Source organism: Kiloniella spongiae (assembly GCF_001026905.1).
GTDB lineage: Bacteria > Pseudomonadota > Alphaproteobacteria > Kiloniellales > Kiloniellaceae > Kiloniella > Kiloniella spongiae.
Genome location: NZ_LAQL01000007.1, coordinates 246,400 through 261,282, shown reverse-complemented (window position 1 = coordinate 261,282; position 14,883 = coordinate 246,400). Strand labels below are relative to the sequence as shown.

General features: G+C 46.3%; 12 protein-coding genes. 3 read left to right on the top strand and 9 right to left on the bottom strand.

The features are described from left to right. Positions 1 to 5: 5 nt before the first annotated feature. From WH96_RS12490 to WH96_RS12475, 4 genes are read right to left on the bottom strand one after another with little or no spacing between them, the layout of a single operon-like run. Entirely contained in the window at positions 6 to 602 is a 597-nt protein-coding gene (locus tag WH96_RS12490; RefSeq protein WP_047764485.1) for a sarcosine oxidase subunit gamma, read from the bottom strand. Continuing rightward, the gene (locus WH96_RS12485; RefSeq protein WP_047764484.1) at positions 595 to 3,615 is read right to left on the bottom strand and encodes a sarcosine oxidase subunit alpha; all 3,021 of its coding nucleotides are present in this window, start codon (positions 3,613 to 3,615) and stop codon (positions 595 to 597) included. Before WH96_RS12485 ends, WH96_RS12490 begins: the two co-directional genes overlap by 8 nt. Further along, positions 3,615 to 3,983 carry a sarcosine oxidase subunit delta gene (locus WH96_RS12480; RefSeq protein ID WP_047764483.1) on the bottom strand — a complete coding sequence of 123 codons (369 nt, stop codon included), beginning with the start codon at positions 3,981 to 3,983 and terminating at the stop codon, positions 3,615 to 3,617. Before WH96_RS12480 ends, WH96_RS12485 begins: the two co-directional genes overlap by 1 nt. 12 nt (positions 3,984 to 3,995) lie before the next feature. Then, on the bottom strand, positions 3,996 to 5,246 hold the full coding sequence (locus tag WH96_RS12475) for a sarcosine oxidase subunit beta family protein (RefSeq protein ID WP_047764482.1): 1,251 nt from the start codon (positions 5,244 to 5,246) through the stop codon (positions 3,996 to 3,998). A gap of 189 nt (positions 5,247 to 5,435) precedes the next feature. On the opposite strand from WH96_RS12475, the gene WH96_RS12470 reads away from it, so the two are divergent. Next, on the top strand, positions 5,436 to 6,521 hold the full coding sequence (locus WH96_RS12470; protein ID WP_047764481.1) for a GlxA family transcriptional regulator: 1,086 nt from the start codon (positions 5,436 to 5,438) through the stop codon (positions 6,519 to 6,521). 68 nt (positions 6,522 to 6,589) lie between these two features. Here WH96_RS12470 and WH96_RS12465 read toward each other — a convergent pair whose 3' ends face one another. The 5 genes from WH96_RS12465 to WH96_RS12445 form a co-directional block, all read right to left on the bottom strand. Then, positions 6,590 to 7,435, bottom strand: a complete 846-nt coding sequence (locus WH96_RS12465) for an ABC transporter permease (RefSeq protein ID WP_047764480.1) — start codon at positions 7,433 to 7,435, stop codon at positions 6,590 to 6,592. Positions 7,436 to 7,440: 5 nt separating this feature from the next. Beyond that, entirely contained in the window at positions 7,441 to 8,703 is a 1,263-nt protein-coding gene (locus WH96_RS12460; protein ID WP_053005890.1) for an ABC transporter permease, read from the bottom strand. A 169-nt stretch (positions 8,704 to 8,872) separates the two neighbouring features. Next, complete coding sequence (locus WH96_RS12455) at positions 8,873 to 9,967, bottom strand: ABC transporter substrate-binding protein (RefSeq protein WP_047764479.1); 1,095 nt, start codon at positions 9,965 to 9,967, stop codon at positions 8,873 to 8,875. An 84-nt stretch (positions 9,968 to 10,051) separates the two neighbouring features. Then, positions 10,052 to 11,149 carry an ABC transporter ATP-binding protein gene (locus WH96_RS12450; protein ID WP_047764478.1) on the bottom strand — a complete coding sequence of 366 codons (1,098 nt, stop codon included), beginning with the start codon at positions 11,147 to 11,149 and terminating at the stop codon, positions 10,052 to 10,054. A gap of 554 nt (positions 11,150 to 11,703) precedes the next feature. Next, positions 11,704 to 13,095 (bottom strand): FAD-binding oxidoreductase, encoded by a 1,392-nt coding sequence (locus tag WH96_RS12445; protein ID WP_047764477.1) that lies wholly within the window; start codon positions 13,093 to 13,095, stop codon positions 11,704 to 11,706. Between the two features lie 169 nt (positions 13,096 to 13,264). On the opposite strand from WH96_RS12445, the gene WH96_RS12440 reads away from it, so the two are divergent. Both WH96_RS12440 and WH96_RS12435 read left to right on the top strand, forming a co-directional pair. After that, on the top strand, positions 13,265 to 14,008 hold the full coding sequence (locus WH96_RS12440) for a DUF2161 domain-containing phosphodiesterase (protein ID WP_047764476.1): 744 nt from the start codon (positions 13,265 to 13,267) through the stop codon (positions 14,006 to 14,008). Positions 14,009 to 14,090: 82 nt separating this feature from the next. After that, entirely contained in the window at positions 14,091 to 14,882 is a 792-nt protein-coding gene (locus tag WH96_RS12435) for a DUF3750 domain-containing protein (RefSeq protein WP_047764475.1), read from the top strand. Position 14,883: the final 1 nt, after the last annotated feature.

Genomic DNA, 14,883 nt, shown 5'->3' with positions numbered 1-14,883 from the left:
CCTTCTTAGAGATGATGATATTCACCCATTGCATCCAAGAGCCAGTCAACCAGATACTCGGCGAATGATGGGCGAACAAACATTCGATAGGTCGGTTTGTCATCCAGCATTTGCAAAAGCACGGGTGCTTTCCCGACACGTGTTTGAACAGCCTGCCCGGGTGCAAAGGATTGAGCATCCATATCCAGTCGGCAGCTTTTCTTCATCACGTTACGTGCCTGAGGCCCCGTAAGATCAAGCGCTGTGCGGTTACCGGAAACATCGATAACGGCAACATGCTGCCCATCCAGTGCATCACGTAGTTTTTGAACAAGATCATCCTGCGCATCAACGGGACCAACAATCTGCCATTCATCAGGACCAAGCCAGAAAACAGTCAGATCACCTTTGGTTACGTAAGTGTTCGGATCAGTTGGCACAGCAACACCAACGATCTTTTTCACCGCAGAAACAAACTTTTTGTCTTCGGCATTACCACGGATGTTCACTTGCGCCAGAAAAGGGATTTCCGACAAGCTGACACCCTGATCTCCGCTCACAGAACCATTGATCATGGCCTGTTCTTTGTGCGCGATAATACTGTTACGGAATGTATCAACCATCACGGCGTTCTCCTTTTGGATCATAGAAGACCGGGCTGACAATTTTTACCTTTGTCACCTTGCCGCGATCATGCGCGTAAATCCATTGTCCCATACGGTTATGTCCATCCTTGACCAAAGCCATCGCAATAGAATGCTCTAGGTTCGGGCTCCAGTAAGAAGATGTTACATGACCTACCATCGGTGCGGGTGTCGGGTTCACACGCTCATAGGTAAGCTGCGCGCCCTCTTCCAGAACTTCCTTCGGATTTTCAGTAACAAGACCGACAAGTTGTTTACGATCTTCTCGGGCAGTATCCGCACGCGTAAAGGAACGACGACCAATGAAGTCCCCTTTCTTCTTCGCAACGATCCAATCCATGCCAAGATCCTGTGGTGTCTGTGTACCATCAGTTTCTTGACCGATAATCACAAAACCTTTTTCCGCACGAAGAACGTGCATGGTTTCAGTGCCATACGGCGTAATGTCGTACTTTTCACCAAGTTCCATGCATTTCTTCCACAGGTGAAGACCATGCCAGTTTCTGACATTAATCTCGTAGGAAAGATCACCCGTAAAGGAAATCCGGAATACACGCGCCGGAACACCGGCAACTTCACCTTCGCGCCATGTCATGAACGGGAAAGCTTCGTTAGAGAAATCCATCTCCGGCGCAAGCTCTTCCAATAGTTGACGGGCTTTTGGACCACCGATAGAAAGCGTCGACCATTCTTCTGTTACAGACGTACAATAAACTTCCAGATCAGGCCATTCTGTCTGCAGATATTCTTCAAGCCAGTCAAGAACACCAGCTGCGCCACCTGTCGTCGTCGTCATGTGAAAGTGGTTTTCCCCAAGACGTGATGTCACACCGTCATCAAAGACCATACCGTCTTCTTTAAGCATGAAACCATAACGGCAAGATCCAACAGGAAGCTTGAGCCAGGCATTGGTATAAACGAGGTTAAGAAACTTCGCTGCATCTTTACCCTGAATGTCAATTTTACCCAGTGTGGATGCATCAAGAATACCAACTCCATCACGAAGAGCCGCCGTTTCACGGGTAACCGCAGCATCCATATCTTCGCCAGCTTTCGGGTAATACCACGCACGTTGCCATTGACCTACAGGCTCAAAGGCAGCGCCGTTTTCTAAGTGCCAGCCGTACATGGAAGTCCGACGAACGGGATCAGCAAGATCGCCATTAATGCCGCGACCGGCCAATGCACCGAAGTTAACCGGTGTGTAAGGCGGACGAAAAGTTGTTGTGCCGACTTTTGGAATATCCTTCTCCAACTGGGAAGACAGGATTGCCAAACCGTTCACATTCGAAAGCTTACCCTGATCTGTCGCCATACCAGTAGTCGTATAACGCTTCATATGTTCGACAGAGTGCATGCCTTCACGCGCCGCCAACATGATATCTGCGGCAGTAACATCGTGCTGATAATCAACGTAATGCTTGCGCTTGCCCTGGCCAACCGGATGATCCGTTGGGACAACCCAATAGGCCTTGATGGCTTTTTCTTCAATAACAAGCGCTTTTGGTGATGCTTTTGCTTTCCCTTTGCCAAAGCCAGTATCTTTGGCTGCGGCAGCACCAGCGGCAGCACCTTCGTCAAGCGCAGATTGCAGATCAAAAGCACCTTTACAGGCACCAACGGTACGCTCGTTTTGTGCAGAGATATTCGGTACAAAACAGATTTTCTCTTCATCATAACGGAGCTTACCGATTGATTGAGAGAAAAGGTGCACCGCCGGGTTCCACCCGCCAGATGTCAGGATAGTGTCGCAGTCAATTTTACGCTTGTTACCTGTGATCCTACTACCATCTGAAGAAACAGTCGCAACCTCAACACCCGTAACACGCTTGCGTCCAAGTGTGGCAACAATGCCTGATCCTGTCAGAACTTCGATCCCCTTTTGACGGGCTGCGTTCGGCAGATCACCGTCAGCGATTTCACGCAAGTCAATGATGGTCGGAATATCCATACCCGCATCAACCAGATCAATCGCTACAGAATATGCACTATCGTTATTTGTGAAAATCACACCACGACGGCCCGGTAATGCACCATAACGGTTAGCATAGGTCTGACCAGCATTCGCCAACATAATCCCAGGACGATCATTATCAGCAAAGACCAGTGGGCGTTCGTGCGATCCAGTTGCAAGAACAACCTGTTTCGAACGGAAATGCCAAATACGGTGCTTGCTCAGTCCTGATTTGGCACCTGGGCCAAAATGATCTGTTCTGCGTTCATGAACAGTGATGTAGTTATGATCATAATATCCAAAAGCATTCGCACGTTTTAACAAACGAACATTATCCATTGCTTCCAGTTCAGCCACAGCAGCATCAACCCACTCTTGAGCTGGCTTACCATCAATGATCTGTTTTGTGTTCAGCAATGAACCGCCAAACTCTGGCTGTTCATCGCAAAGAACAACACGGGCTCCAGAACGGCCAGCTTCAAGAGCTGCACTCAAACCAGCAGGACCAGCACCAACAACCATGACTTCACAGAACTCGTTCATGTGGTCATAGGTATCGGGATCTTTTTCGCGCGGCAAAACACCAAGACCTGCCATGCGACGGATAATCGGCTCATATACCGTCATCCACATGGACTTGGGGTCCATAAATGTTTTGTAGTAGAAACCGGCAACAAAGATACGGGATGCTACAGAGTTCACCGCGGCCAGATCAAAGTTCACTGATGGCCAACAGTTAACAGACTTGGCTGTCAGGCCTTCGTAAAGTTCAACCTGTGTCGCACGGACGTTTGGCTCGCTGCGCGGTCCGGTTTCCAACTGGATAATTGCATTTGGTTCTTCAGAACCAGCGGTCAGAATACCACGGGGACGGTGCGTTTTAAAACTACGCCCTACCAGATGAACACCATTGGCAACCAATGCAGATGCTAGGGTATCTCCTTTGGCACCTGTGTAACTTTTACCATTGAAGGTAAAGTTAATGACGTTGGAACGGTCAACCCGTGTTCCCTGTGTCGTACGGAACTTCTCGGTCATCACGCACCCTCTTTCTTTTTAGCAGGGGCCTTTTTAGCAACAGCTTTTTTCGCCGGAGCTTTCTTAACCTGAGCAGGCTTAGTAGTTGCTGCTTCAGGCAAGTCTGGCTTCTCACCTGTTTTATAAACAGAAACGATTTCATTTGTTACAGTGTTGCGGGCAACATTGAACCAACGACGGCATCCATCAGAATGAACCCAACGTTCACGGTGAACACCTTTGGTATTCGTTCGCATGAAAACGTATTCTGCCCATTCCGCATCCGTCAGTTCATCCGGATTTTCCGGGCGCACAATGTGTGCTTCGCCACCGTAATGATATTCTGTTTCGTCGCGTTCACCACACCAGGGACATTTGATATAAAGCATCCAATTTACTCCTTAGTGGGCCACACCAGCAGCACCGTGTTCATCCACAAGCGCACCGGTAATAAAACGATCAATAGAGAACGGCGCATTGAGATCATGCGGTTCATCTTTCGCGATTGTATGGGCATAACACCAACCAGCACCAGGCGTTGCCTTGAAACCACCAGTACCCCAGCCAGCATTGACATAAAGGTTTTTAACCGGCGTTTTGCCAACAATCGGGGATGCATCAGGACAGGTATCAACGATACCACCCCACGAACGCATCATACGTGTCCGTGAGAACAGCGGGAAAAGTTCCATAGCTGATGCCAACTGATCTTCGATCACATGCAGCGATCCACGCTGGCTATAACCAACATAAGCATCAATACCAGCACCCATGACCAGTTCACCCTTGTCAGATTGAGACACATAAACATGCACCGCATTTGACATAACCACACAATCGATTACAGGTTTCATTGGCTCAGAAACAAGCGCCTGCAAAGGATGCGATTCGATCGGCAAACGAATGCCAGCCATATCAGCAACAACCGATGTGTGCCCGGCACAAGCCATGGCAACTTTCTTGGCTTTGATATCACCAAGCGACGTACGGACACCTTTGACAGTTCCGTTACCGATCATCAATCCCTGAACTTCGCAGTTCTGAATAACATCAACACCCATATCATCTGCACCACGGGCATAACCCCAGGCAACCGCATCATGACGCGCCGTACCACCGCGGCGCTGCAATGTCGCGCCCATGACCGGATAACGGCTATCTTTAGAGATATTGATAATCGGACAGAACTCTTTGACCTGTTCCGCATTCAGCCATTCAGCATCAATACCGTTCAAGTTATTCGCATTCACACGACGAATTGATTCACGTACATCACCGAGATTATGCGCCAAGTTCATGACACCGCGCTGAGAGAACATCACGTTATAGTTCAGTTCCTGGGAAAGATTTTCCCAAAGCTTCATCGCGTTTTCATAGAAAAGCCCGGACTCGTCCCACAGATAGTTCGAACGAACAATCGTTGTATTACGCCCGGTGTTACCACCGCCAAGCCAGCCTTTTTCAATAACGGCGACATTGGTAATACCGTGTTCTTTTGCCAGATAATAGGCCGTTGCCAAACCATGGCCACCAGCACCAATAATCACAACATCATATTCCGGCTTCGGATCTGGACTACGCCATTGGCGGGGCCAGTTCTGATGCCAGCTCATGGCATTTCGTGCCAAACTGAAAATCGAAAAACGGGACATAGCCGTTCACACTCCTCTATTAGTTGCCCACATCCTACGCTTAGTTTCAAAACACTTCCATGTACGGCGAAGACAAGATCATTGAATACTTGCGACATTCTGATAATCTTCGTGTTTAGAAACGACATATTTCTGTCTTTACAAGAAAATCTTCGATATAAGGGGAAAACCTTCAAAGGCAAGCAGCGCATGACCTACAGAAGCACACCAACAAATACTTTGCACACCAAAGAAACAACATCTCTGAGTGTCGCATTTATTCTGCTTCCAAACTTCACACTTACTCCTTTTTCTTCGGTCATTGATACCCTGAGACTCGCAGCCGATGATGAAGATTATAGCCGTCCGCTTAAATGCAGATGGTCGATCATCAGCACAAAACCCGGCAAGCCGGTCAAATCAAGCTGTGGAGTTGAAATCACACCATCCCAAGGGATAAATGATCTTTCACAATATGACTATCTGGTGGTAGTTGGCGGTCTCTTGCACAAAGGACCACAAGCAGATCACGAAAGCATCTCCGTCTTGCAAAAAGCTGCCGCGCAAGGTGTCTCAATAATCGGATTATGTACTGGAAGCTTCGCAATGATCCGGGCAGGATTGATGCAAGGGCGCAGATGTTGTGTAAGCTGGTATCACTATAACGATTTTCTGGAAGAGTTCGCCGACGTTAAACCTGTGGCGGATCAGGTTTATGTTATCGATGGCAAACGTATTACCTGCGCAGGTGGTGCAGGTGCGTTGGACTTGGCTGCTTGGCTTGTTGAAAAACATCTGGGCAAAGCGGTGGCACAAAAAAGCCTTAGAATTCTTCAAGTGGACAGAGTTCGCTCGGCCTCAGCCCCTCAACCTCAGCCCCCCACTGTCCAGCTCTCCCACAATGAGCGTGTCAGAAAAGCCGTTTTAACGATGGAACAGAATATGTCTGTGCCGCTTTCAGTTGAAGAATTGGCCAGTCGTGTAAACATTTCGAAACGTCAGTTGGAACGCACTTTCAGCGAACAGCTTGGTGTATCACCCCAGGCTTGTTATAGGGACCTACGATTACGACATGGCCTGTGGCAATTGCTCAACACTGATAAGGCCATTAGTGATATCGCCGCCGATTGCGGTTTTTCCGATGCATCTCATTTTTCTCGACACTTTAGCAAAACCTTCAAACGTCCCCCCTCTACTGTTCGCAGTCACCGTACGGAAGGTCAGGAATTACTAGAGAAACTCATGCCGGAAAATCTCACTAAACCAGAACACAAATATACTGGCAAAACACAATAAACATAACATCAATAAAAAAAGGCAGGACTTCAATGAAGCCCTGCCTTTTCCGTTCAGTATAAAACTGTCTAGGAAATACCACGGATCCTATCAGAACGACGACGTAAGATTTCCACTGTGGACAGCATAATGATCGAGAAGGTAATCAAGATTGTCGCCACAGCCAGAATAGTCGGACTGATCTGCTCACGGATACCAGACCACATCTGCAACGGAATGGTTCTTTGCTCCACACCAGCGATAAAGATCGCAACGATCACCTCATCAAAAGACGTCATCATCGCAAACAACGCACCAGAAATAACACCCGTCATGATCAACGGCATGGTCACTTTAAAGAAAGTGTAAGTCGGTGTTGCACCCAAGCTAGCACCAGCCTTAATCAAGGTATGATCAAAGCCACTCAACGTTGCTGTCACGGTTATAACTACAAAAGGCGTTCCCAAAGCGGTATGCGCAAGAATCAAACCAATATAACTTTGAGCAATACCAAGCTTTGAATAAAAGAAGAACATCCCGGCCGCTGCGATAATCAGAGGAACAATCATCGGCGAAATCAATAACCCCATGATCACGCCTTTGAAAGGAAGTTCCGATCTGTTTAACCCCAACGCTGCCAAGGTCCCAAGAGCAGCTGATAGTATCGTTGAGAAAAACGCAATAATCACTGAATTCTTGATGGACTCCAACCAGCGATCACTGGTTAGAAACTCTTCATACCAACGCAGAGAATAAGCATCAGGATCAAGCGTTAACATCCCTTGCGTAAAACTAAAGTACGGCTCTGCATTGAATGAAAGCGGCACGATGACAAGGATTGGTGCTATCAAAAAGATGAAGATAGCCGCGCATAGAAAGCGAAAGGTATAGTACCAAGTACGTTCCAACGGACCAGCATATGAAGGTACAGCCATAATCTTTATCCCAACTTAACAGAGTTAGTACCGACAACTCGGTTATAAACGCCATAGATTCCCAAGACGAGTACCAACAGCATAACACCGAGTGCTGCAGCCAATCCCCAGTTAAGTGAACCTTGCATATGATAGGCAATAAGGTTGCCAATAAACTGACCTGATTGTCCCCCAACCAAAGCCGGAGTAATGTAATAGCCAATAGACAGAATAAAGACGAGGATTGCTCCAGCAGAAATACCAGGTACTGTCTGAGGTAAATACACCTGCCAGAAAGCGGTCCACGGCGTGGCACCAAGTGAACGAGCAGCACGCAAATAACTCGGTGGAACAGTCTTCATCACTGAGTACAGGGGCAAAATCATAAACGGCAATAGAATATGGGTCATAGCGACCACTGTACCAATCGCATTATAAATCATCTGTATTCGAGCTTCATCAGCGATTATACCGAACCAGACGAGCAGGTCATTCAAAATACCCTGCGCTTGAAGCATTGCAATCCAAGAACTGGTTCGCACAAGTAACGACGTCCAGAAAGGAAGCAACACTAAAATCATTAAGACATTAGCCGTCTTCATGGGTAACGAAGCCAAGAGATAAGACACGGGATACCCGAGCAGAACTGTCATTCCCGTTATGAGCATGGACATCCATATCGTACGCCAAAACAGCTTTAAATATATTTGCTCTTTTGGATCAACAAAAGAAACCTCACCTTCCGGGGACGTCTCCATATCAAAAGCATTGATATAATACGAAGCCGTTACACTCGCGCCAAGACGCTTGATTACTTTCCAGTTATCAAGATCGCCCCATCCCTTTTTAATATCGACAAGAGATTCTTTGTAGGGCGCTTGGATTTTTTTATGTTTACGCGAAGTCCCCATAATCAGACTACGCATACCACTTTTTTCGTAATTCAGTCGCTTAGCAGCTTTCCCTATTGTCTTCGCTTTGCGTCCTTCGATGATATCTTGTGCCAAAGCAGCATAGATAGCCTCATCAGGTAGCTGTTGTTCATCCCAGCCTTCAAGAGCCGCCGTTGTTTGCGGCATAAAATCGCTAACAAGCGGATCGTCAACACTACGATACAGCATATTACCGATTGGCGCGACAAAGGTCACAATAATGAAAATAACTAAGGGCGCAACCAACATGGATGCTCTGATTTTGTTCCGGCGTAAGGAGCGATGCAAATCAGCTTTAAGCCGCTTCTGCTCTTCAGGGGCGAGTTCGCCCTTATTAGCCTCGACTGATATCGACATGAATTTTTCCCAGACGGTCTTTGAGGTTCAACTATTACCCGATTGATCACACAAAGAGTTTCCCCTTGTAGAAGGTTTATTATCTTTTGGGGCAGCTATATTAAATTTTAATAGCTAAATACTTTTGTAAAAGAGGGAGCATTTTCAGCTCCCTCTCTCATTTCTTGACTTATTGAGCCAACCAAGCGTTGAAACGCTCGCTCAGATCATCGCCATTATCAGCCCAGAAACCAGCGTCCTTTTTAATAGGTGTTTTGAAGTTTTCAGGGTTAGTCGGCATATGTGGGTTCATATCTACACCAGTGGAAATATGCGTAGAGATCAACGGTGCAGACGACTTACGTGCAGGACCATAGGAAATATATTTCGCTTGGTCAGCCAAAGCTTGTGTCGTCGTAGAGAAACGGAGGTAATCCATCGCAGCTTTTTTGTTCGGTGCATTCTTTGGAATAACCCAACCATCAAGCTCAAACATCTGACCATCCCAGATGATTGTAAACGGTTGGTTCTCAACAACTTGCGCATTAAAAATACGGCCATTGTAAGCAGATGCAATTGTCACTTCACCATCCGCCAGAAGCTGTGGAGGCTGCGCACCAGCATCCCACCAAACAACGGAATCTTTGATAGTGTCCAGTTTAGCAAACGCACGATCAACGCCTTCTGGTGTATCCAAAACGTCATAGACTTCGTCGTAAGGAACACCATCGGCAACAAGAGCCCATTCTAGGTTCGCACCCGGAATTTTCTCAAGAGCACGTTTTCCTGGGAATTTCTTCAGGTCAAAAACGTCTGCGATCGTTTTTGGAACATCACCAGAGAAAGCAGTGTTGTTATAAGCAAACAATGTTGCATATACGATTGTTGGTACAAAGCAACCACTTAGAGATCCATCAACAAAATCATCGAGTGGCATTGAACCATCGGCGCCTTTATCAAGGTCATTGTTGTAGTCGATTTCTTCAACCAGCCCTTCATCACATGCTGTCAACGCGCCGCCTTCGAGGATATCAACAACATCCCAAGTACCATTACCAGCTTCAGCTTGAGCACGCATCCCAGCAAGTCCGTTACCAGATTTATCTTCATCCAGGACTGTAATACCTGTTTTTGCTGTGAAAGGATCACTGTACGCACCACGTTGGCTGCCAGTATAAGCACCACCCCAAGATACTACTGTGATTGAATCCGCAGCTTGAGCAGCTGTCGTAACGGCAAGAGAACCCAATACGAGAGCTGTGGAGAGTTTTAAAGTTTTCTTCATTCTTAATATGCCTCCCTAAGGCTTTGTGACCTTCGTGTAAAACACCTTATTATCTTTTGTAAGAACAAAAGATGGTCTTAAATATCAGGCATCCAGTGCCCGACAATCATCAATGCTCCACCCCACAGGAATGGTGTCGCCTTCGGCCAACCCTTTCTTGTCGGAAGAATTTGGAACTTTGACGATAAAATCATTATGACCACAGACATTCATTCGAACCCGAATGTGATCTCCAAGATAAATAACTTCCTCTGCTTTTCCAGAGAACATATTTTGGCATTGCCCCTCTGTCGGATTTAAGAAAACCCGTTCAGGACGAAGCGATAGCGTTGTTGCCATCCCTGCACCATCGGTATTGACATCCAGCGCCTTAACACGGTCACCACTATCAAGAACAACTTCGCAAATACCATCAGCCAACGCGTCAACTTTACCTGTTAACTTATTGTTTTCACCAATGAACTGAGCAACAAAAGCATTTTCAGGCTTTTCATAAAGCTCAACCGGAGGAGCAAGCTGTTGAATACGACCATCTTCAAACACGGCTACTCGATTTGACATCGTCAGTGCTTCGGATTGGTCGTGGGTCACGTAAACAACGGTGACGCCCAAACGTTCATGAATATGTTTGATTTCATATTGCATCTGTTCACGCAGATTTTTATCAAGCGCACCAAGAGGCTCATCCATCAAAACAAGATCAGGTTCAAAAACAAGCGCTCTGGCTACAGCAACACGCTGTTGCTGACCACCGGAAAGCTGCGCGGGCCGTCGATTACCAAACTCGCCTAACTCAACCATATCCAATGCACGTTGAACTTTCTCTTCAACGTCAGCTCTACTCATTTTCCGTACTTGCAAAGGAAAAGCCAAATTCTCTGCAACTGTCATATGTGGAAAAAGAGCGTAGTTTTGGAATACCATTCCAATGCCACGTTTATGTGGCGCAACATTATTAATAGAACGTCCGTTCAAAAAAATGTCGCCATGCGTTGCAGTTTCAAAACCGGCAAGCATCATTAGAGAAGTCGTTTTACCGGACCCGGAAGGCCCAAGCATCGTTAAAAATTCGCCCCGTGGAATGTCAACGTTAAGGTCTTTAACAACCAAATTTACGCCGTCATAACTCTTTTGGACCCCATCAAAGCGTACATACGCTTCACTAGATGCGGGATTCGCCATAGCGCCTATTGCCTCGCTACCTGTTTATTTTTTTACGCTGTATGCGCATTATTTTGCTCATACATTAGAAACACTAATCCCTGATGAATCAAGCACTCACAAAAAAATGTTGCGCAACTCCAAAGGAACAAGCATCGTTTTCACTTAACTTTATATGGCTGGATTTATCTTATCCGACTTGCTGACCAAGCCTTGCCTCCCATTTATTAGCACAAACAAACGTTGTACTACTTTTACTGAATAATTTTAGAAAAACGCTTTTCTAAAACAGTATCCTTCTTAAGTGAGGATTATTATCAATTCAGCTTTATGCCTTTACCAGAACTACGATGACCCACGAACCGAACACTGTCATGAATAGATGTGACATTAACATGAACGATTGAGACATAATGACTTATTTTTCATTCAATTGCGACATTTTCATCTTTAAAATCGTCAACTTTCAAATTTTAATACAAAACATGCAACAACCTAAATAACTTAGGTAACTCAACAAACACTCTAACATCACGCTAACCTCAAAATCCTAGTTCCTCAGCAGATAAAAAATATCAAATCTCGGGAACAACTTTTCCAGGATTTAAAAGTCCCTTGGGATCGAGAGCGTTTTTAATTTTACGCATAACAGCAACAGCATTATCGCCGTGCTCTTTTATCAAATATTTTTTCTTTCCCATACCAATGCCATGCTCGCCCGTACAGGTCCCCCCAAAGCCTATCGCCATATCCACCATAGCTTTGTTAACATGTGCCGCACTCTCCATTTCATTCTGATTCTCAGGATCTACAATAAAAAGCACATGAAAGTTTCCGTCGCCCACATGCCCGATAATCGGGGCAACCAGTTCAGCTTCGTCAATCAACTTACGTGTTTCAAGAATACACTCTGAAAGCTTAGAAACGGGGACACAGACATCCGTTGGCCACCCCTCACAATCTGATCGCAAGTTGATACTGGCGTAATAAGCATCATGCCGTGCTTGCCAAAGTTTATTGCGATCTTCCTGCTCCGAAGCCCACTGGAAATCACCGCCTCCATAGTCTTTGATAATCTCGCCCACCTGCTCGGCTTGTTCGGCCACACCCGCAGGTGTTCCGTGAAATTCAAAGAAAAGGGTTGGTAAAACAGCATAATTCAGTTTGGAATAGCGATTAACCGCATCCATCTGCACATCATCCAGCAATTCAATCCGCGCCACGGGAATACCCGTTTGTACGATCAGCATTACCGCATCCACAGCAGCCTCGAGATTACCAAAAGAGCAGACCGCAGATGAAATCGCCTCTGGAATACCATAAAGCCTTAACTGTAACTCTGTAATAATACCCAGTGTTCCCTCTGACCCCACCATAAGTCTTGTAAGATCGTAACCCGCAGAAGACTTGCGCGCCCGTCCACCAGTGCGAATAACTTCCCCATCAGGCAGAACAACAGTTAGGCCAAGAACATTATCGCGCATCGTGCCATAACGCACTGCATTAGTACCCGAAGCACGGGTCGCAGCCATTCCGCCAAGGGATGCATCCGCCCCGGGATCAATTGGAAAAAACAATCCCATATCCCGCAGATGATGATTAATCTGCTTACGAGTTACACCAGCCTCGACCCGACAATCCAGATCCTCATCATTTACTTCCAGAATATTTCCCATTTCTGAAAGATCAATACAAAGCCCACCGGCCACGGCGGCGACATGTCCCTCTAGGGATGTGCCTGCACCAAAAGGTACAACAGGACAATCATGTTCGTAACACAACTTCATAATGGCAGAAACTTCTTCGGTTGAACGAACGAAGGCAACTGCCTCTGGCGGCATCACAGGATGATGAGACTCACCTTTACCGTGTCGCTCACAAATCCCAGTCGAAAAATCCAGCCTATCACCCAGAATTTGAACCAGAGAATCCTTCAAACTATCATTAAGACGTACTCTATTCCTCATACAACCACCTGCGAAATTATGAAGATCGGACTTAACGTCCCGAAGAAAGCAAAATCGAAAACAAATCATGCTGGACTAACATTATGAGATGATTACCCTACCATGGACGGAAATCATCAGCCACCTGACAGGTGTATTTATTTTAACTTCATAGAGGCAAGAGCATCCTTTGCGCGAAACAGAGCTATATCCACCAGTAAAGGCATATCTTGAAAATCAGGGATATGAAGTAAAATCGGAAATCAAAGGATGCGATGTCATTGCTGTACGCGGCAATGAAACACCTGTTATCGTTGAGCTCAAAACCGGATTTAACCTGACGCTCCTTTTCCAAGGCATTGATCGACAGGCTTTGAGTGATGACGTCTATATAGCCTTTGCCATTCCTCACAAGCTAAAGAGAAGTAATCCCTGGTTCCGCCAGCAAAAGGATATCATCAAGCTCTGCCGTCGTTTAGGGCTGGGCCTCATAACAGTACGTATGGGCGATAATAAGCCAACAGACATTCAGGTTCACGCAGACCCCGGCCCCTACCAACCCCGGAAAAACAAACGTCGCCAGGGGTTACTCCTTCAAGAGTTTGAACGGCGGGTAGGAGATCCAAACGAAGGAGGTACGAATAAACGACCAATCATTACAGCCTATCGTCAAGACGCCCTGCGCTGTGCGAACTATCTGCATCGGCATCAAAAAGCAAAGGTTGCAAATATCAGAAAGAGCACGCAAGTAGAGAAAACAGCTGCGATACTACAGCGCGATGTTTACGGCTGGTTCATTCGCGTTGACAGAGGAATATACGAGCTTTCCCCAAAAGGCCACGAAGCCATCAAAGAATATGCTGACATTATAAAAAGTTTAAACGCTCAAGAATCTAAAACCGAAGGAATTTCCCCCATAAAACAGCTTGGATGAACGACCTCATCACAGCTATGTGATATAGTTTTCTTTGATCATATGCCACATGAATGCCCTATTGTTTGTTTAGGGATAGCGCATGAAATATTTATTTGGGTCGATAAGACGCTTAACATCAATAACACTAATGGTGTTGCTTATGGGGCCGTTTTTTGTCCTTATTACTGGGCAGATTGACCTTACGACCTCTTGGAACAAAGCTAATCATGACAGGGCTGGTATCGCTCCTGATCCTGTGCTCAATCACGAAGCAATCGTTCAAATCTATGGCGCACGGACCTTTAACTGGCGTGGCGCGTTTGCTATTCACACTTGGGTTGCCTTTAAAGAAAAGAATGCCCGCGAATACACACGACTGGAAGTCATTGGCTGGCGCCACCACCGGGGATTACCTGTTATATCTATATCGACGGGATGGCCGGACAGAAACTGGTTTGGATCTAAACCAGAAATTTACTATGACCTTCGTGGCAAACAGGCCGCTAAAATTATTCCTGAAATAATAAATGCTGCGAATACCTACCGCTTTGCAGATCAATATAAAGCTTGGCCCGGCCCCAATTCCAATACCTTCACAGCCCATGTCATCAGACAAGTTTCTTCTTTGAACGCAGATCTCCCTCCAACAGCCATTGGGAAAGATTATCTGGATGCAGAAGATAACTTCCTTGCCGACGCCCCGAGTAACACTGGCATGCTACTATCCCTCTACGGATTATTGGGCGTTACACTCGCCAAAGAAGAAGGGTTGGAAATCAACATCCTTGGCCTAAACGTAGGCGTTGACCCAAACAACATTGCCCTTCGCTTGCCCGGCATTGGTAAAGTTGGCTTCATCGAAAGCTCCTCTGCATCCCAATCTCAAAATTGAC

Bases quoted from the DNA above. Each gene is read 5' to 3' on its own strand.
- WH96_RS12480 (WP_047764483.1), bottom strand. From the start codon at position 3,983: ATGCTTTATATCAAATGTCCCTGGTGTGGTGAACGCGACGAAACAGAA.
- WH96_RS12465 (WP_047764480.1), bottom strand. From the start codon at position 7,435: ATGGCTGTACCTTCATATGCTGGTCCGTTGGAACGTACTTGGTACTAT.
- WH96_RS12455 (WP_047764479.1), bottom strand. From the start codon at position 9,967: ATGAAGAAAACTTTAAAACTCTCCACAGCTCTCGTATTGGGTTCTCTT.
- WH96_RS12445 (WP_047764477.1), bottom strand. From the start codon at position 13,095: ATGAGGAATAGAGTACGTCTTAATGATAGTTTGAAGGATTCTCTGGTT.
- WH96_RS12485 (WP_047764484.1), bottom strand. From the start codon at position 3,615: ATGACCGAGAAGTTCCGTACGACACAGGGAACACGGGTTGACCGTTCC.
- WH96_RS12475 (WP_047764482.1), bottom strand. From the start codon at position 5,246: ATGTCCCGTTTTTCGATTTTCAGTTTGGCACGAAATGCCATGAGCTGG.
- WH96_RS12460 (WP_053005890.1), bottom strand. From the start codon at position 8,703: ATGTCGATATCAGTCGAGGCTAATAAGGGCGAACTCGCCCCTGAAGAG.
- WH96_RS12470 (WP_047764481.1), top strand. From the start codon at position 5,436: ATGACCTACAGAAGCACACCAACAAATACTTTGCACACCAAAGAAACA.
- WH96_RS12490 (WP_047764485.1), bottom strand. From the start codon at position 602: ATGGTTGATACATTCCGTAACAGTATTATCGCGCACAAAGAACAGGCC.
- WH96_RS12435 (WP_047764475.1), top strand. From the start codon at position 14,091: ATGAAATATTTATTTGGGTCGATAAGACGCTTAACATCAATAACACTA.
- WH96_RS12450 (WP_047764478.1), bottom strand. From the start codon at position 11,149: ATGGCGAATCCCGCATCTAGTGAAGCGTATGTACGCTTTGATGGGGTC.